Raw genomic sequence first — 18,085 nt, forward strand, 5'->3', positions numbered from 1 at the left:
ACGCCCATGTCCCAGATGCTCCAGATCGCCGCAAGGCTCCCGCGCGCCGCGCGGGCGCTCGCCGCCGGCGCCACCCTTGCCGTCATCCTCAGTGCCGCCCCGGCACTGGCCGCCTCCCCCACCGAGCTGTGGCCGTGCATCCAGCCGCGCGTCGCCAGCCTTGGCGCCGGGCAGATGTGGGCCGGTCCGCCGGTCGAGGGGCTCAACTGGCGCGATGACCAGGCGGTGTCCGATCTCGTGCCGGTGCTCGCTGCCCGGCGCACGCCGCTCGAACAGGCGGACACGCTGATCGCCGATTTCGCCAAGACCGCCGGGCCGGACAAGAACCAGCGCCTGACGCTGCTCTTTGCCGGGGTGTTCGACCAGATCAACACACTGCGGGCCCGCATCCTCTCGGGCATCGAACGCTACGCCAAGCACCAGATCGACCTCTCCCAGCGCATCAAGGATGAGAGCCTGCAACTCGCCAAGGCGAAGAAGGCGGCGGCGAGCGACGAGGAAAAGGCCAAGGCCGGCGAGCTGGAAAAGCAGGTGCTGTGGGACACCCGCATCTATGACACCCGTGCCCAGGCCGTGACCGCGGTGTGCGAAAGCCCGGTGATCCTCGAACAGCGCGCCTTCGCGCTCGCCCGCGCGATCCAGAACGCGATGGATTGAGGATCAGCGATCCAGCCGGCGCAGCCGCAGGGCGACGCTGGCGATGATGACCGCGTGCAGGATGAGCGCGCCGCCCAGGCCGGCGGCGTGCTCGGCGAGGCTGACCTCGGGCTCGCGGCCGATGACCGTGATCGTCACCAGCGCCAGCGGCAGGAACAGCAGGATCGCCGTGACAAGGCCGGGATTGTAGCGCCGCAGCCGCGCCGCCGCGCCGATATGGGTGACCGCGTTCACCACCATGGCGTAGGGAGCGATCAGCCCGTAGCCCGGCCCGGCGAAGGCGGCGGCATACAGCGCGCCGAGATTGAGCGTCCAGACCGCGCCGACATTGACGACGAGCACGCTGGCCGTGGTCAGCCCCTCGCGCCCGCCAAACATCACCACATTGGCGAAGCGACGGAAGCGGTCGCCGGTGTGCTCCTCGACCTGATGGATCATGTAGCCGGGATTGTGCAGAAAGATCAGCAGGAGCGGCAGCGCGAAGGCCGATTCCAGCACCGGCACCAGCGCCAGCATCACGGCGGCCATGAATCCGGCGGCGACGACCCAGCGGGTGGCGAGCCAAAGCTTGAACTGCGTCAGACGCTGCATTTTCCCCGCCTTTGCGCCCTGCCGCGCGGCGAAGGACCGCCGCGCTCATTCCATCGGTGTGGCCTTGTCCAGCGGCAGGCCGGCCTTCGCCCAACCGTCGCTGCCGGCAGGATACCAGATCACCGAGGTATAACCGTAGGACAGCGCACGACGCGCCGCGTTCCAGCTCATCCAGCAATCGGTCTGGCAATAGAAGACCAGCATTGCATCGGGCTTGCCGCCGCTGAGCGTCGCAAGTCCGCGCCGGAAATAGCTGTCCATATCGGGGCTGAGCGCGCCATAGCCGACATTGGGCAGCCAGACGCTGCCCGGCACATGGTCGCGCGGCTTGTCGCGCCAGATGGTGCCGGCGGGAAGGTTCGCCGGCTTCACGTCGCGCGGCATCACGTCGACGAAGACCGCCGTCTTGGCTTTCCAGAGCGCCTCGGCGGCGCGGGTGTCGATGACACGCGCGCCGGTGAGCGTCGCCGGGGTGGGCGCGCGATAGGCGTCCATTCGGTAGCTGTCGGGTTCGTCCGGGAGAGCCCCCTCGCTGGAGACCGGCGAGAGGGCGAGCAGCACCGCGGCAAGACCCGCAATGCCCAGCCAGGCGAGACGGCTGAGCGGCGGTTCAGGGCGGGGGCTGCGCCGGCGTGGAAACATGACATCCTCCCTGGCGCCGCCCACGCGCTCAGGGCGCAGGTTGCAGCGGCCGGTTCTGCGCGTCGAGCAACGGCACGCCGTAGTCGAGCAGGATCTTGTCGATGGCCGCCTGTTCCTGGGTGATGAACTGGTTGAGCTGATGCTTCCAGTTCAGTTCGCCCGGACGGATGCCGAAGGTGATGCGGTAGACGAGCGCGGGATCGCCCTTCTCCTTCACCAGCGGAATCACCGCGAGCGGCTTCTCCGATTTCTTGGCGAAATAGCCGCCGATCGGGCCCCAGAGGATGCCGGCATCGATCTCGCCGTCATTGATGTCAGCGATCATCGCCTCGGCCGGGCTTTCGAAGCGCCGGTCGACCATCAGCGAATAAGGCCGTGCCATGCCCATCAGGCCATTGCGGGCCATCAGGTCGCCGGGCGGGGTTCCGGCCACCACGCCGATGCGCCGTCCCTTGAGGAGCGGATCCTCCAGCGTGGTCACGCCGGCGAGATCGCCGCCTTTCGGGGTGATCAGCACCCAGGCGGAGCGGTAATAGGGATTGGTGTTGAGCACCGGATCCCCGCCCGCCACATAGCCCATCACGACGTCGCAGCGTTTGGAGCCGAGCGTCATCCGGTAGAAGCCGGTCGCCTGCGGAAACCAGGTGTAATCGAGTGTCAGGCCGAGCTTCTCGGCCAGCAACTCCGCCACCTTGTTCTCGAAGCCCTCGCCGGCCTCGTCGGTGAAGGGCATGTTGGCCGGGTCGGCGCACACCCTCAACGTCGACCGGTCGACGAGGTCGGAAACCTGTGCGCTGGCTGGGGTGGATATCCCCACGCCGCACAGGGCGGCGAGAGCCAGCGCGCAGGCGCCGGCCGCTCGCCTCAAGCCCTTAGCTTGCTCGTCCGAAGCACTGGTTTTCATTTGCGGTGTACGCCTTCGTCTTGTCCTCGCGCTTGCTCGGGCGCTCGCGGCCGAGCGCGCCATCGGCGCGGGCCTTGAGGTAGACATAGATGTCATCGAGATAGCACATGACGTTCTTGTTCTCGCCGAAGGCCGGCATCACCTGATCCGCCGTGCCGACGCCGATGTTCTGCTTGCCGTTGACGACGATTTCCATGAACTGCTCGTAAGTCATGGTCTTCAGCGAGTTGGCGAGCGCCGGCGCATAGCTCGATCCCATGCCATCCGGGCCGTGGCAGACATGGCACTCCGCGTGATAGCGGCGGTAGCCGCTATAGGTGTACCAGTCCAGCGTGCCGTCCGGCTGGATGTTGTAGATCGGCGTGCCGTCCTCGGTCGTGTACTTGCCGAGATCGTCCTTCTCCTTGGCAGGAGCCGGAGCGGCGGCGGCGGGAGCGGCAGGTGCCTCCTGAGCCGACGCTGCGCCGCTGAAGGCGAGAGTGGCGGCAAGGAGCAGCGCCGACAGGCAGGCGGACGCCGGCAGCGCGCCGGAAACAAGCCATCCGCGAAGAGAGTTCTTCATTTATGTGTCTCCTGAAGGCACCCCGCGGGGGCCGAAAGTCTGGTCGCGGCGCGCGGGCGCCTTGGTGAGATCCGGCGCGAGGAGCGCCGAGTTGGGATTGTTCTAAGATTCTCATAAGGACGGTCGGCCTGAGACGCTGGGGCCTGGCGCGCCGGTAAAAACCAGCGGCCAGGCCCCCACGCGGTGTCCCTCGTGTCGTCTGTGGAGTGGCGGGCCGCAGCCCGCCCTCCGGCCGTTTCGTCAGTTCGGCAGAGCGAAGACCGTGAGCTGGCCACCGAGATTGGTGTAGCTGGAGAGCGCCGCATAGCCGCCCACCGCGCCAAGACCGGCGTTCGGGTCGGTCAGGCCGGCCGCAAGGCCGATACCCGCCCAGCCACCGACACCCGACAGGATGGCGAGGTACTGCTTGCCCTTGTGCTCATAGGTCGTGACGTTGCCGATGATGCCCGACGGGGTCTTGAACTTGTAGAGTTCCTTGCCCGTCTTGGCGTCGACCGCCTTCAGATAGCCTTCCAGCGTGCCGTAGAAGACCACGTCGCCCGCGGTGGCGAGAGCGCCGGACCACACCGAGAAGGGCTCGGGGAGCGACCAGACGATCTTGCCCTTGGTGTTGTCCCAGGCGATGAAGTTGCCCATGCCGCCATGGCTGCCCGGCGCGGGATACATCGACAGGGTGGCACCGACATAGGGCTGGCCCGCCGTGTAGCTGACGCGGAACGGCTCATAGTCCATGCAGACGTGGTTGGTGGGCACGTAGAACAGGTTGGTCTTGGGCGAGAAGGCCGCCGGCTGCTGGTCCTTGGTACCCAGAGCCGCCGGGCAGATGCCCTTGGTATTCACGTCCTCGCCCTGCTGGGCCGTCGAGAACTGCGGCACGACCAGCGGACGACCATAGGTCTTGCTGTTCTTGTCCATGTCGACCTTGGTGGCCCAATTGACCACCGGATCGAACTTCTCGGCCACCAGCAGCTCGCCGGTCACACGATCAAGCGTGTAGCCGAAGCCGTTGCGGTCGAAATGGGTGAGCAGCTTGCGGGGCTTGCCGTTGAAGTCCTGATCCGTGAGGATCATTTCGTTCACGCCGTCGAAGTCCCATTCGTCATGGGGGGTCATCTGGTAGACCCACTTGGCCATGCCGGTGTCGGCGTCACGCGCCCAAATGGTCATGGACCACTTGTTGTCGCCGGGACGCTGGGACGGGTTCCAGGTCGAGGGGTTGCCCGAACCGTAATAGACGAGGTTGGTCTCGGGATCGTAGGAATACCAGCCCCAGGTGCAACCGCCGCCGATCTTCCACTGATCGCCTTCCCAGGTCTTCAGCGAGGAGTCCTTGCCGATCGGCTTGCCGAGATCGGTGGTCTTCTCCGGGTCGACCAGCAGATCGCTGTCCGGGCCCATCGAATAGCCGCGCCAGATCTGCTTGCCGGTCTTGGTGTCATAGGCGGTGACGTGGCAGCGCACGCCGAACTCGCCGCCCGAGATACCGACGATGACCTTGTCCTTCACCGGCAGAACGGTGGCGGTGTTGGTCTCGCCCTTCTTCGGGTCGCCATTGACGACGGACCACTTCTTGGCCCCCGTCTTGGCGTCAAGCGCGACGAGCGTGGTGTCGGCCTGATGCAGGAAGATCGTTCCGTCCGAATAGGCGAGACCGCGGTTCACGGTATCGCAGCACATCACCGGGATGACGTTCGGATCCTGCTTGGGCTCATACTTCCAGATGATCTTGCCGTCGTCGTTGAGGTCGAGGGCATAGACGATGTTCGGGAAGGGCGTGTGAACATACATCACGTCGCCGATGATGAGCGGGCCGCCTTCGTGACCGCGCAGAACGCCGGTCGAGAAGGTCCAGGCTACCTGGATCTTGCCGACATTGCCGGCATTGATCTGGTCGAGTTTGGAATAGCGGGTGTTGGCGTAGTCACCCGTCTGGATGCCCCATTGTTTGGGGTCCTTGATGATATTCATAAGCCCGTCATTGGCCGAAGCCGGCCAAGCATAGGCCGCCGCAGCACCAAGCAGTGCCACCGCAAGAACCTTGCGCATGCTTTCTCCTCCTGAACGATCCTCCGGGACCAACCCTCAAGGGCGGCCCGTCGCGGCTTGTTTGCCGTTCTGACCTTCTTTGTCTTCGGCAGCGTGTCACGACCGGCTGGGGGAGAAGGCAGCCGGACTTCACGGGAGCAACCGCCCCAAGCTGGCCTACGAACCGGGTCGGGAGCGAACCCCCGATAGCCGTTGAAGCCGAAGACTGAAACGAGGCTAATCCGAATTCCAGTAACGCGCAATAAGAACTCTTATGAAATACGTTTCTTATTATGATTTTGCTGCAAGAGCGAAATGATATAAAATATACCACGAAATGAATGCTGCGTTTTCGTGGTTTTGTAGCGAGTATTCGCGCATGGCGCGAGTGTGCAGTGCAGCATACTACTCCCACTCGAGCTCGTGATAGGCGGCGATGGCGTTGCGCGCGTTGAACTCGTCATAGAGCGCCCAGCGCCCTGCTTCCGACCGCGCCGCCACCTCGGGCGCCGTGCTCATGGCACCGCCCGAGGCGATCAGCGCCGCCACATCGGAGCGCAGCCGCGCGAGATAGCGGCGCTCATCCGCGGCGGCACCGGGCCAGCCGGCGCTGGCCGGTCCGTGTCCGGGAATCGCGCGCGATGCCGATTCGGCGGTGATCGCGTCCAGCAAGGCGAGCCACCCCTTCAGGCTGCCGTCCAGCGTCGGTATATGACCGATGAAAAGCAGATCGCCCATCACCCAGCTGCCCGTCGCCGTGTCGCGCACGGTGAGGTCATTGTCGGTATGGGCGGTCGGATGCGCGCGCAGATGCAGCGCCCGCCCGCCCAGATCGAGCGTCAGTTCGTCGTCCACCAGCAGCTCCGGCAGCACGATCCGGGTGCCTTCGGCCTGCGGGCCGAGCAGCCGCTCGGCCTGGGCGAGATAGGTTTCGGCACGCACGCTCAGGGCGCGGGGCATCTTGCGATGCGCGACGAACTGCACGCCGGGCGCGACGAAAGCCGCGTTCCCCAGCGTGTGATCGGGATGCATATGCGTATTGACGACATAGCGCAGCGGCCGGTCCGTCGCCGCGCGCACCGCGGCCAGCATGCGGGCGCCGGCGATATAGCTGTTGCCGGTGTCGATCACCGCCGCCGCCTCGCTGCCGACGATCAGCGTCATGTTGGCGATGGCGCCCTGATTCGCGGGCGTCACCAGTTCATAAGGCGCGCGGTAGACGAACACGCCCTCGGCGACCCGCTCCAGCGGCAGGGGATCGGCGGGGCCCGCAGATCCGCCGGCTCCGCCACTCGTCTGCGCCAACGAAGGCAAAGGCCCACCGCTCGCCCACAGGCCGCCCAAAGCGAGCGACAGGCGGGCGAGCAGCGTGCGGCGATCCCTGGAAAAACCGGCCGATTTGCCTGCCGTCATGGCGGCGCTCCGCGCCGCCGGGCGAGGTGGCCCGGCGTCCCTATTTCTTGGTGCCGTCGGCGTTGAAGGTGCCGAGATAGGCCAGAAGGTCGGCCCGGTCGGTCTCCTTGGGCAGGCCGGCGAACACCATCTTGATGCCCGGCATGTAACCCTTCGGATTCTGGAGATAGGCGCTCAGCACCTCGGCGGTCCACACATCGCCCTTGGCGTTATGCTCCTTGAGCGTGTCGGAATAGTTGAAGCCTTCGATCGCGCCCATCTTGCGATCGATGATGCCGTTGAGCTCGGGGCCGACCTTGTTCTTCGCGCCTTCACCCACGGCATGGCAGGCCATGCACTTCTTGAAGACATTGGCACCCTTGGCAGGGTCGCCGGCCGGGCTCTGGGCCACAGCGGCGGTGGAACCGAGCGCGAACAATGCAGCGGTGATGACGAAGCGATTCATGGCGTCCTTCCAGGCAACATCATTGAGGCGCCGTCAAATGCGGCGCTTGTGAGCGGCGCGCAGGATAGCGCGTCGGTTAGAATGATCCTAGAGGCCGAAAGGTCCATCCCGATGCGGCGCAAGATCACGGCGCATTTCGTCGCGCCCCCGGCCGGCGACCCTCATCCCCATGGCGCTCGACACCCCACCTCTCGAGATACCGTCTCTGGCCGAGGAGCGGCGAAAGCCGTTATTAGTCCCCGCGCGCGGCGGCGCCTCGGTCACCTCAGGCGGCGACGGCTACCGATTGATGCGCTGCCACTGGCCGGGACTCACGCCGACCATCCCCGAGAAGACTCGCGTGAAATTGTTCTGATCGCCGAACCCGCACGCCAGCGAGATTTCGGCGAGCGAGAGTTCGCCCTCGAGCAACCGGGCCTTGGCTGTCTCGATGCGGTGCAGGGTCAGCCAGCGGTGCGGCTGCATTCCCGTGCTCTGGCGGAACGCGCGGGTAAAATGGCTCGGCGAGAGGCCGCATTCGCGCGCGATGTCGGAAATGCTCAGTGAGGCGGCGGAATGCTGCTGCATGTAGTCCTTGGCGCGCCGCTCCTGCCAGGGCGCCAATCCGCCTTTGGTGACCAGCCGCCGCGCCTCCACGCCGCCATAGGCCGAAGCCAGATGGGCGCGGATGGCAAGGCCGACATGCTGCACGAAAAGCGACTTCGGATCGGCGCGACCGTCCAGCGCGGGGATCAGCAGCCGACCCAGCGTCGCCAATGTCGAATCCTCAACGCCGCGGGGCCCGTGCAATTCACTGACGCTGTGCCCGTCATGCTCGCGGGACATGTCGTCGAGTGAGGATTGCGTGAGGTAAAAGACGAGATAATCGAAGGCGCTGCCGGGAAGGCACACCGGCTTCTGCCGGAGATCGACGACGCTGACGGTGTTTTCCCCATACGGCCCCTGATAGGCGTGCTTGCCGTCAAGCCAGAGCTTATGGTCCGGGATATCCCGCAACTGAAGGCTGACGAAATAGGCTGGCTCGCTCGGAAAAGGTGTCGTGGGGGCCGGCAGGGCCGTCTCGGAGCGAAGACGGGTTACCGCCATCTGCATGTTCGTCGGCGGACCGACCGTGAGGCTGGGGGCTTCGCTCAGATGAACGTGCCGCGCGACATTGGCGCCGTAATTCCTGCCTCTCACCGGCGTGTCCTCAGCGGGATGAACGTCCCGTCACGCAGATGCGCGACCGCCGGCACTCTAGCGCCTGTCGGCCGGAGGCGATATCGTCGGGTGGCAGATTGGGCCGCAACATGGTGGGCGAGCGCAGCGATTGATACCCACAGGGTTGGCGAGAGCGACACTGCGGGAACGCATCGCATAGGGAGAGTGCCGCTCACAATGGCGTTTGGACGTCGTCACGAGTTGGGCTGGAGGCTCTATTGCGCGTAGCGTTCGTCCAATGGCCCGACGGCTTGATCCCGCACAGCCCGGAATGGCAACAGATCGCGCGCGCCGTCGAGGATGCGGGTCCTGATCTTCTGGTGACCAACCAGCTTCCCTTCGGGAGCTGGGTCGCGGGCTCGCCACGCTATGACGAGAAGACGGCCGCCGAGACCATCGACATTCACGACGAGGGCATCAAGGCCCTGTCCGATCTCGACCTTCCCGCCGTCATCACCTCCCGTCCGGTCTGGTCGGACGGGCTGCTGGCCAATGAAAGCGTGGTGCTGGAAGGCCGGCGCGTGCGCTATCTGCACCGCAAGCTGGTGCTGCCGGATCAGGAGGGCTGGCGGGAACGGACATGGTTCCGGCCCGGCCGCGGCGGCCCGCTGCTGGCCGATGTCCTCGGCATAAGGGTCGGCGTGCTGCTCTGCACCGAATTGATGTTCAACGAGATGGCCCGCCATCTCGGCGGCGACGGGGCTGAACTCATCGTCGTGCCGCGAGCCACCGACGCGCCCTCGCCCTGCATGACCGCGGGCGCCATGGCCGCCATTGTCTCCGGGAGCTATGTGGTCAGTTCGAACCGCGTCGGCCGCGCAGGCAACAACCCGGAATTCGGCGGACCCGGCTTTGCCTTCGCGCCCGATGGCGCGCTGATGGCGACTACCTCGGCGGACGAGAACATCGTCGTCGTCGAGATCGATGCGCGAGCCGCGCGGCGCCAGAAGTGCCGATATCCGTGCTATCTCGCGGAAGACGGAAAGCTCGAAGCCGCGCTCGGCTGAGCCGTTGCGGCAGCCGCCCTCAGCACCGTATGTGCCGGCGCCAGGCGGCCGGCGTCAGCCCGGTGGCGGAGGCGAAGGCGCGCGTGAGATGCGCCTGATCGGCAAAGCCGCATTTGTCCGCGACTTCGGCGATCGGCTCGTCGGTTTCGGAGAGAAGCTGTCTCGCCTTGCGCAAACGAAAATCGGCCATCCAGCGATGCGGCGGCAGGCCCGTCGACCTCTTGAAGGCCCGGACGAAATAGCTGCGCGAGAGCCGGCATTCGGACGCGATCCAGGACACCGACACGGCGCCGCGCGCCTCCGCGGCTGCCGCCAGCAACTCGATAGCGCGCCGCTTCTGCCAGTCGGCCAGCCCCCCATTCTTCCGTGGACCGGACGTGCCGGCGTCCCCATAGGTGGTCGTAAGGTGGGAGAGCAGTGCCATTGCGGCGGCATCGACAAAGATGCTCTCGCTCTCCGGCCGCCGATGCAATGTCGGCAGCAGGGCGCGGCAAAGATCTGCCGCTACGGGATCGCGCGTGACCGGGAGGCAGGTCAGTGATGTCACCTCCCCTGCCCCCACTTCCTGCGCGATGGCGCTGATGGCCTCGCGCGAGACGTAGCAAAGGGCAAAGTCGAATGGTGTCAGCAGGTCGGCTTTGTAAGCTTCGTCCAGATAATGGATGCTTATCGAATCCCGGCCATAGACATGCATCTCCACGCCATCGCCCTTGTAGACGCGCCGGGCATGCAAATCTCCAAGCTGAACGCTGACGAGAAAGCCGGGCGCGCCGGCGTCGACCGAGATTTCACCGAAATTGGCGTGGTCAGAGCTGATCCGCGCCATTTCCAGCGACGCCTTGCAGCCGGGGCTGGTGCTGAGAATGTCGTCAGGGACCGAGCCGAACCCCGCGAGATGCTCTTTCAACGCCGCCGATCGCGCCGGCTGCCCTGTCATCCCGACCTCCCGAACAAGCTGGAGTGCGCGTGCACAGTAAGGACAGGGCGGCAACGGCGATTGGCGAATTTATCGCTAAATATCCAATTTCGCGCGCAACCATCAGGTCCGGCGGCAGGGCCGCGCGGCGAACCACTGACCGCCCGCCGACGCTGATTGACGCGGAAAGACGGGACAGGAACGGCTCAGCGCAGCATGGTCGGCAGGTTCTGCGCCATGAAATCCACGAAAGCCGCCAGCTTCACAGGGAAACCGGGACCTCCCGGCCAGACGGCGGAAACCGCCCGCTGATTGGGCGTCTGCTCGGCCAGAAGATGGCGCAACGTGCCGCGGTCGATGTGCTCATCGGCCCAGAAGCTCGGCAGGCAGGCGATACCCACCCCGTCCAGCGCGGCCATCAGCAGCATCGCATAGTGATCGGCCACCAGCTTGTTGGAGAGCCCCGCATTCACATGCGCATGGTCGGGACCGAGCGGCCAATTGTCGATCCGCCGGCTCGAGACATTGCGATTGCGCAGACACGCATGGCCCAGAAGATCCTCGATCGTCTGGGGCGTTCCATGCCGTGCGAGATAGTCGGGCGCCGCGACCAGCCGCAGGCTGAACACGCCCAGACGGCGGGTGAGAAGGCGCGAATCCTGGAGCGGGCCAATTCGCAAAACGACGTCAAAGCCCTCCTCTACAAGATCGACGATCCGATTGGTGTAGCTGATATCGAGATCGATTTCGGGAAAGCGGTTCATGAACTGGAGAAAGACGCGGTTCCACCCCTCGCTCACCACGGGGGCGCTGACGCGCAACTTTCCGCTTGGCTGTGCATGAGCACTTGAGAAGCTCACCTCTGCCGCGGCCAGCTCCGCCATGATGCGACGGCAGTGAGCGAGGAAGACCGCCCCCTCCGGCGTCAGTCCGATGCTCCGGTTGTTGCGATGAAACAGCCGGATGCCGATGCGCTCCTCCAGCCGCACGATGGCCTTGCCAATGGCGGACGCGGATACGCCGAGCACGCGGCCGGCCGCAGCATAACTGCCGGAATCGCTCACCTGAACGAAGACGGAAATACCGTCGAGCTTATTCATGCGGAATTTTCGGCCGCGTCATCCGGCACCCGATCCCAGTTTCGCAGGGTCTTCAAATTACATAGCCTCCTGCGTTCGATGACCTATGAAAGTCCGGCAGCAATGCAATCAAGTAACGGAGAGCCCGAGACAGGTCAGGGATATTTCGGTGAGCGAATCTGTCAGCACCTGATGGTCAACGGATCGTTGATTGCTGGCGTTGATCAGCCCCTACAACTTCCTTTTGCCGTGACCTATATCAATTGCCCGAAGAATGAGCGGCCGAGAACCGAGCCGATCGCGGCCGAGGATGCCTTTAGCGTACTTCATCAGTTGAAGGATATCGAGCGTCACGCGCGTTGGGTGGGCGGGGTCCTGCGCTTCTCGGGCGCTTTCGCGGCGGGGACGGCGAGCGTCGTGCACCTTCACGAAACGCCGCAATGCGAGTTCACCGGCCCTCTGGAAGCCCTGCAATTCCATCTGCCACGAGCCGTGCTCGACGACTTCTTCCGCGAGCATAAGGGCGGGACTGTCGACACGCTGCGATGGCCGCGCGATAGACCGGACGAGACAATGGCGGCGCTGTCGCGTGTGCTGCTGGCGGTCTCCCGGCAACCCGCCACGGCGAACCGGCTGTTTGTCGACCAGTTGGGGCTGAGCCTGCTCGCCCATATCGCCGAGAGCTATGGCGGCCTCGATGTGCAACGCACCCGGCTCCATGCCGGCCTCGCGCCATGGCAGCAGCGCCGTACGATGGAGATGATGCAGGCACGGATCAGCGGCCAGATCACGATCGAGGAAATCGCGCGCGAGTGCCAGATCACGCCGAGCCATTTCGCGCGCGCCTTTCGCGTGAGTTTCGGCAGCACGCCGCATCGCTATCTCTCGGATCTGCGAATTGCCGAAGCCAAGCGCCTGATGAGGAACACGGACTGGACGCTGGCCGACATCGCCCTGATGTGCGGCTTCACCGAGCAGAGCCATTTCACGCGCGTGTTCCGACGCCTGGTCGGCGCCAGCCCCGGCTCGTGGCGGCAGCAACTCGCGCTCAAGGATTACTGAGCCTCGACCCGCCGTCATGCGGGTTCCATTTCATGAGGGCTGGCGCAGCGACGGCACGGACTCCCTGCCAAGGCCGCCATACCAAAGTGCGATGCGCGGCCACCGCTGTATAATTTCCTCCTGTCGCAGCCCGCCTATGCTCCATCGCCAGTGATGTTTTCAGGATCAGGCGGGGAATGCGATGAGGGACGTCTGCGGCTCCGTCTCGGCGGCTGCGCCAGGCCTGCTTGCCCGGTTGGAGGGCGCGCTGCGTTCCATCGGTCCTGTCGGCCCGCGCCTGCTGTTCGGCGTGCGTCTGGCCGCATCTGTGTGCCTCGCGCTTTACATCACCTACTTTCTCGAACTGCAGAACTCCTTCTGGGCGGCGACGACCGCCGCCATCGTGTGTCAGCCGAACCTCGGCGCCTCCCTGCAGAAGGGGCGCTACCGCGCCATCGGCACGATCGTCGGCGCGTTGGTGATGGTGGCCTTGCTGGCGATGTTCCCACAGCAGCGCAACACCCTGCTGCTGTCCCTCGCCCTCTGGTGCGGCCTGTGCGGCTTCGCCGTGGTGATGCTGCGCAATTTCGCCTCCTATGCCGCCGCACTGGCCGGCATCACCGCCGCGATCATCTTCGCCGACACGCTGACGGACCCCAGCACGGCTTTCTTCCTCGCCGTCATCCGCGTCGGTGAGATCTGCATCGGCATCGCCGCCGCCAGCTTTGTGATGATGCTCACCGACTTCGGCTCCGCCAGCCGCCAGCTCGCCCGCACCGTGCGGCAGGTCGCCGATCAGGTCGCGAGCGGCTTCCTGGGAACGCTGGCGCAGACCGGCGAGACGCCGGAGCTTCAGGCCGCGCGGCGAAATGTGGTGCGCTCGCTTGGTCTGCTCGAAACCCAGATCGACGCGGCCATCGGCGAATCCTCGTTCCTGCGCGCGCGCACCAGCAATCTCCGGCTCATGAATGAGGCGCTCGTCAACGCGCTGGTCGCCTGGCGGAACGTTGGCAACCATCATGGCCGTCACGGCGACGGTCAGGCACTGATCCGCGAGACGCTGGTTCCTCTCCTCAGGAGAATCGACCTCGCGCAGCTCGACCGCGCCCCCTTTGAGGTGCAGCGCATCTGCCGGGAGGTTGTGTCGCGCCTCCGAAATACGCCCAGCATCGACACCACCAGTTGCATCGCGACCGACGCGGCGCGCGACGTTGCGCTCGGCCTCGCCGCTCTGGTCGATGGCATCATTCTGCTGCGCGAACACGAGGGGGCGCGTCTCACGCGGCCGTTCCCCCCTCTCGTCGTCGCAGACCCGCTGCCCGCTGTGTTGAACGGCCTGCGCGTTTTCGTGGCGGTGCTCGCCACCGCCGCCTTCTGGGTGGTCTCGGCCTGGCCGAGCGGCCCCTTCGCCATCGTGTTCGCCGCCATCGGCACGCTGGTTTTCGGCTCGTTCGGCGATCAGGCCCGCGCTCTTGCGAAAGACTACGCGATCGGCGCCGCCTTGATGGCCGCACTCGGGGCCGGGCTCTATTTCGGTGTCCTGCCGTCGCTGTCGAGCTTTCCGGCGCTGATCGCCGTGCTCGCCCTGCTGTTCATTCCCCTTGGGGTGATGCAGGCCGGTCCCTGGCACAGCGTCGTCTTCCTTGCCATGTCGATCGCCTCGCTTCCCCTGCTGGGCGTCGGCAACCCCATTTCCTACAACGCCTCCGACTATTTCAATCTCGCCTTTGCAATCGTGACGGGCACCGTCATCGGCACCTTGTTCTTCGTCGTCATGCCGACCATCCCGCCGCAGGTCCGGGCTCGCCGCCTTGTGGCGCTGTCGCTGCGCGATTTCCGCTGTGTGGCGGACGGCACCTGGCGGACGGATCACGCTCACTGGACCACGCTGCTGACGCGGCGCACCGAAGCCCTGCCCCCGCAGACCACGCCGGAGCAGGCCGGCGAGCTGATGGCGCTGCTCGCGCTCGGGCAGGCGGTCATCCACCTGCGACAGGTGGTGACCCTTGAACCCGCCGCCGGCCTGCTGTCCCAGGCCCTCCATGCTCTCGCCGACGCGCGGCTCATGGTGGCCCGTGATGCCTTCGGCGCGCTGGTCCGCGCCAGCGACGAAGGGCCGGTGTCAACGGCGGAGGCCGATAGGTCTCGGCCGGTGCATCTGCGCGCGGCGGTAGCGGTGATCACCGACGCCATCGACCTCCATGGCGCGCTGCTGGCCGCGCGGATCGATCCGCGCGTTCTCTTCCTGTCGTCCTTCAGTTGAGAAGGTCCGAACCCTTGTACACAGAGATCAACATCCTCGGGGTCTATGTCGCGCCCTTCGCCGTGATGATGCTGGCGGCCTGGGTGGCGACCATCCCGCTCAGCCTGATCGCCAATCGCTACGGCATCGCCCGCAAGGTCTGGCATCCCGGCCTGTTCAACCTCTGCATCTACATCATCGTTCTTTCCCTCATCGTCCTGTTTGTGGGTGCGCGCCAATGACCACCATCGATCCGGCCGGCGACCGGCCCTCGCGGCTTCGCGCCGTCCTGCCCGTCCTGTTCACGCTCGGCGCTCTGGCGGGTGCCGGTGTGCTCGGCTGGTGGATGTGGCAGGCCTACATGGCCAGTCCGTGGACGCGCGACGGCACCGTGCGGGCCTATGTGGTCACCGTCACGCCGCAGATATCGGGGCGGATCGTCGATCTGCCGATCAAGGGCGACCAGTTCGTGCACAAGGGCGACCTGCTGATCGTCATCGAGCCTGATGACTTCCAGATCGCCCTCGCCAATGCCGAAGCCGCCGTTGCGCGCGCCAAGGCCGACCTCGACAACAAGCAGGCCGAAGCGCAGCGGCGCGCCGAACTCACCGCGATCGCCGTGTCAAAGGAGGAGCAGCAGAGCTTCGCGGCGGTGGCCGATATGGCGGCGGCGGCCTATCAGGAGGCGCTCGCCAATCGCGACCAAGCCAGGCTGAACCTCAGCCGCACCCGGATTGTCGCGCCGGTTGACGGCTACATCACCAATCTTCTCGCACAGGCCGGGGACTATGCCACCAGCGGCCAGCGCGTGCTGTCGGTGGTGGACAGCGACAGTTTCTGGGTCGACGCCTATTTCGAGGAATCCGTGCTCAACGGCATCCGCGTCGGCGATGCGGCCCAGGTCTCGCTGATGGCCTATCCCGACAAGCTGAAGGGCCATGTCACGGGCATCGGGCGCGGCATCGCGGTTTCCAATGCGCAGCCGGATGGCTCGGGTCTGGCCACGGTGAACCCGGTCTTCACCTGGGTCCGGCTCGCCCAGCGCGTGCCGGTGCGGGTGGTTCTGGACCATGTGCCGCCCTCGGTCACGCTGGTCGCCGGCCTGACGGCAACCGTGTCGATCACCGGCCATGCCGACGCCACCCCCGGCACCCCGCCTGCCGCCGCGCCGGGCCCGGCCCCGGCACCCTGATCGCCGGCGCAACGGCGCTCAGACGGTCGTATGACGGAACGAACCCAATAGCCGATAACGCCGCCCCGCCAATCCTTCTAGCGTGAGGGTGACCAATGGGCCCCCGAGGGGCAAGGAGCAGATGATGAAAATCGATCTTTCCGGTAAATCCGCCCTCGTTACCGGCTCCACGGAGGGCATCGGCTTCGCCATCGCGAAGGGCCTTCAGGAGGCCGGCGCGCATGTCGTCATCAATGGCCGTACGCAGGCGAAGGTGGATGCCGCGCTCGCTCGCCTTAGCGGTGCCGCACGGGGTGTGGCCATTGATCTGGCCACCGAGGGCGGTAGCCGCGCGCTTGTCGCAGCGGAGCCCTCCTTCGACATCGTGGTCAACAATCTCGGCATCTTCCAGCCGTCGGACTTCTTCGACACCGCCGACGAGGTGTGGGAGCGCCATTGGCAGGTCAACGTCATGTCCGGCGTTCGCCTCGCCCGCGCCTATCTGCCGGGCATGGCCGCGCGCGGCTGGGGCCGCATGCTGTTCCTCGGCTCGGAATCCGGCTTCAACATCCCCGTCGAGATGATCCATTACGGCGTCTCCAAGACCGCCGACATCGCGCTGGCCCGTGGATTGGCCAAGCGCATGGCCGGCACCGGCGTCACCGTCAATTCGATCCTGCCGGGGCCGACGCTCTCCGAGGGCGTGGCGGAAATGCTCAAGGCCGAGGTGGCCGCCGGAAAGACGCTGGAACAGGCCGGCGAGGACTTCGTGAAGGCGCACCGGCCGGGCTCGCTCATCGGCCGGCCCGCGACCGTCGAGGAAGTGGCGAACATGGCGGTCTACATCGCCTCGCCGCTCGCCTCGGCCACCACAGGCGCCGCCCTGCGGGTCGATGGCGGCGTGATCGACTTCATCGTCTGACGCTGCGCTTCAGGGAAACACATCATGAGCGCGCGTATCCTCATCGTCGGCGGCTCGATCGGCGGCCTGTTCGCCGCCGTGCTGCTGAACCGGGCCGGCTTCGATGTCACCGTCACCGAACGTTCGGTGCACGGCCTCGAAGGACGCGGCGCCGGTCTGGTCGCCCAGCGCGAGGTGTTCGATATCCTGCGCGATGTCGGTGTCGAACATGTCGCGCAGATCGGCGTCATCGCCCACGAGCGCATCTATCTCGACCGCGCCGGCGGCATCATCCACCAGCAGCGCACGCCGCAGACGCAATTGTCTTGGGACGTGCTGTTCCGCACTTTCCGCGACCTGCTGCCCGACGCCCGCTACCAGATCGGCCGGCGCGCCGTCGAGGTCATCCAGGAGGCCGATGGCGTCCGGGTGCGCTACGCCGATGGCCGCGAGGAGCGCGCGGATCTGCTGATCGGCGCCGATGGCATCGGCTCGCAGGTGCGGGCCACGGTTGCCGGTCCGCACTCCCTGCCGGACTATGTCGGCTACGCCACCTGGCGCGGCCTGCTCCCCGAAGCCGAAGTCCCCAAGGCCGCTGCCGATCAGCTTTTCGACCGCTTCGCCTTCTACGAGATGCCCGGATCGCACATCCTCGGCTATCTCGTCGCCGGCCCGGATGGCTCCAACGCCGTTGGACGCCGCCGTTATAATTGGGTCTGGTACCGCCGCTACACCCCGGAAGAACTCGACGCGGTACTCACCGACAGGGATGGCCAGCGCCGTCCCTTCTCCCTCGCCCCTGGCCATGTGCGGCCCGAGGTGGTCGCCGCCATGCGCGCGGATGCCCAGCGGCTGCTGCCCCCGTCCTTCGCGGCGGCGGTGACGGCCGAGCCCCGGCCTTTCATCCACGCCATTTTCGACTATGCGCCCCCGCATATGGTGGCGGGCCGCGTGGCGCTGATGGGGGACGCCGCGTTCGTGGCGCGCCCGCACACCGCCATGGGCGTCGCCAAGGCGGCCGGTGACGCCTTCGCCCTGCGCAACGCCCTGCTTGGAACGCCCGACATCGACGCCGCGCTGGCCACCTATGAGGCGGAACGCGCGCCGGTCGGGCGCTCCATCGTCGCCTATGGGCAGCGGCTGGGGAAGTCGCTGGAATAGGTCCCCCACCCGAACCTGTCGCGCGAGACGGCCGAAGGCCTGCCGCACCGCGCACTGTTCATGACGCCGCCGGCTGGCAAATAGGCCGGCAGGGAACCATTTGGACCATCATCGACGCATAGCGACGG

General features: G+C 66.0%; 18 protein-coding genes. 8 read left to right on the forward strand and 10 right to left on the reverse strand.

The window, feature by feature from the left end; genetic code table 11:
• Positions 1 to 6 precede the first annotated feature (6 nt).
• Positions 7 to 657, forward strand: coding sequence for a hypothetical protein (locus KIP89_RS13065; protein WP_250152449.1), 651 nt, complete (start codon positions 7 to 9; stop codon positions 655 to 657).
• Between the two features lie 3 nt (positions 658 to 660).
• Here KIP89_RS13065 and KIP89_RS13070 read toward each other — a convergent pair whose 3' ends face one another.
• From KIP89_RS13070 to KIP89_RS20150, 8 genes are all read right to left on the reverse strand, one after another.
• Positions 661 to 1,248, reverse strand: coding sequence for an HXXEE domain-containing protein (locus KIP89_RS13070; protein ID WP_213755867.1), 588 nt, complete (start codon positions 1,246 to 1,248; stop codon positions 661 to 663).
• A 45-nt stretch (positions 1,249 to 1,293) separates the two neighbouring features.
• Positions 1,294 to 1,890 (reverse strand): PQQ-dependent catabolism-associated CXXCW motif protein, encoded by a 597-nt coding sequence (locus KIP89_RS13075; protein ID WP_213755868.1) that lies wholly within the window; start codon positions 1,888 to 1,890, stop codon positions 1,294 to 1,296.
• A gap of 28 nt (positions 1,891 to 1,918) precedes the next feature.
• The gene (locus KIP89_RS13080; RefSeq protein ID WP_213755869.1) at positions 1,919 to 2,794 is read right to left on the reverse strand and encodes a substrate-binding domain-containing protein; all 876 of its coding nucleotides are present in this window, start codon (positions 2,792 to 2,794) and stop codon (positions 1,919 to 1,921) included.
• Entirely contained in the window at positions 2,763 to 3,356 is a 594-nt protein-coding gene (locus KIP89_RS13085) for a c-type cytochrome, methanol metabolism-related (protein ID WP_213755870.1), read from the reverse strand. The genes KIP89_RS13080 and KIP89_RS13085 overlap by 32 nt, the downstream gene beginning before the upstream one ends.
• A 240-nt stretch (positions 3,357 to 3,596) precedes the next feature.
• Positions 3,597 to 5,402 carry a lanthanide-dependent methanol dehydrogenase XoxF5 gene (gene xoxF5 / locus KIP89_RS13090; RefSeq protein ID WP_213755871.1) on the reverse strand — a complete coding sequence of 602 codons (1,806 nt, stop codon included), beginning with the start codon at positions 5,400 to 5,402 and terminating at the stop codon, positions 3,597 to 3,599.
• A 384-nt stretch (positions 5,403 to 5,786) separates the two neighbouring features.
• Positions 5,787 to 6,794, reverse strand: a complete 1,008-nt coding sequence (locus KIP89_RS13095; RefSeq protein ID WP_213755872.1) for a quinoprotein relay system zinc metallohydrolase 2 — start codon at positions 6,792 to 6,794, stop codon at positions 5,787 to 5,789.
• A gap of 40 nt (positions 6,795 to 6,834) precedes the next feature.
• Complete coding sequence (locus tag KIP89_RS13100; protein WP_213755873.1) at positions 6,835 to 7,239, reverse strand: c-type cytochrome; 405 nt, start codon at positions 7,237 to 7,239, stop codon at positions 6,835 to 6,837.
• Positions 7,240 to 7,518: 279 nt separating this feature from the next.
• Positions 7,519 to 8,418, reverse strand: a complete 900-nt coding sequence (locus KIP89_RS20150; RefSeq protein ID WP_213755874.1) for a helix-turn-helix domain-containing protein — start codon at positions 8,416 to 8,418, stop codon at positions 7,519 to 7,521.
• Between the two features lie 239 nt (positions 8,419 to 8,657).
• Here KIP89_RS20150 and KIP89_RS19840 point away from each other — a divergent pair, with 239 nt between their 5' ends.
• Positions 8,658 to 9,446 (forward strand): carbon-nitrogen hydrolase family protein, encoded by a 789-nt coding sequence (locus KIP89_RS19840; RefSeq protein WP_250152450.1) that lies wholly within the window; start codon positions 8,658 to 8,660, stop codon positions 9,444 to 9,446.
• Positions 9,447 to 9,465: 19 nt separating this feature from the next.
• On the opposite strand, the gene KIP89_RS13115 is transcribed toward KIP89_RS19840, so the two are convergent.
• Both KIP89_RS13115 and KIP89_RS13120 read right to left on the reverse strand, forming a co-directional pair.
• Positions 9,466 to 10,383 carry a helix-turn-helix domain-containing protein gene (locus tag KIP89_RS13115; protein ID WP_213755875.1) on the reverse strand — a complete coding sequence of 306 codons (918 nt, stop codon included), beginning with the start codon at positions 10,381 to 10,383 and terminating at the stop codon, positions 9,466 to 9,468.
• Positions 10,384 to 10,568: 185 nt separating this feature from the next.
• On the reverse strand, positions 10,569 to 11,426 hold the full coding sequence (locus tag KIP89_RS13120; protein WP_369807143.1) for a LysR family transcriptional regulator: 858 nt from the start codon (positions 11,424 to 11,426) through the stop codon (positions 10,569 to 10,571).
• On the opposite strand from KIP89_RS13120, the gene KIP89_RS20155 reads away from it, so the two are divergent.
• The 6 genes from KIP89_RS20155 to KIP89_RS13150 all read left to right on the forward strand — a co-directional run bounded on the left by KIP89_RS20155 (position 11,313) and on the right by KIP89_RS13150 (position 17,957).
• On the forward strand, positions 11,313 to 12,503 hold the full coding sequence (locus KIP89_RS20155) for a helix-turn-helix domain-containing protein (protein ID WP_369807144.1): 1,191 nt from the start codon (positions 11,313 to 11,315) through the stop codon (positions 12,501 to 12,503). The two genes, KIP89_RS13120 and KIP89_RS20155, sit on opposite strands and share 114 nt — an antisense overlap.
• A gap of 181 nt (positions 12,504 to 12,684) precedes the next feature.
• Positions 12,685 to 14,745: an FUSC family protein gene (locus tag KIP89_RS13130; protein WP_250152451.1), complete on the forward strand. Its 2,061-nt coding sequence runs from the start codon at positions 12,685 to 12,687 to the stop codon at positions 14,743 to 14,745.
• Between the two features lie 14 nt (positions 14,746 to 14,759).
• On the forward strand, positions 14,760 to 14,966 hold the full coding sequence (locus tag KIP89_RS13135; protein WP_213755878.1) for a DUF1656 domain-containing protein: 207 nt from the start codon (positions 14,760 to 14,762) through the stop codon (positions 14,964 to 14,966).
• The gene (locus KIP89_RS13140) at positions 14,963 to 15,916 is read left to right on the forward strand and encodes an efflux RND transporter periplasmic adaptor subunit (RefSeq protein WP_213755879.1); all 954 of its coding nucleotides are present in this window, start codon (positions 14,963 to 14,965) and stop codon (positions 15,914 to 15,916) included. Before KIP89_RS13135 ends, KIP89_RS13140 begins: the two co-directional genes overlap by 4 nt.
• A 124-nt stretch (positions 15,917 to 16,040) precedes the next feature.
• Complete coding sequence (locus tag KIP89_RS13145; protein WP_213756019.1) at positions 16,041 to 16,817, forward strand: SDR family NAD(P)-dependent oxidoreductase; 777 nt, start codon at positions 16,041 to 16,043, stop codon at positions 16,815 to 16,817.
• A 24-nt stretch (positions 16,818 to 16,841) separates the two neighbouring features.
• Positions 16,842 to 17,957 (forward strand): FAD binding domain-containing protein, encoded by a 1,116-nt coding sequence (locus KIP89_RS13150; RefSeq protein ID WP_213755880.1) that lies wholly within the window; start codon positions 16,842 to 16,844, stop codon positions 17,955 to 17,957.
• Positions 17,958 to 18,085 lie beyond the last annotated feature (128 nt).

The organism is Ancylobacter radicis (assembly GCF_018449475.1).
Classification (GTDB): domain Bacteria; phylum Pseudomonadota; class Alphaproteobacteria; order Rhizobiales; family Xanthobacteraceae; genus Ancylobacter; species Ancylobacter radicis.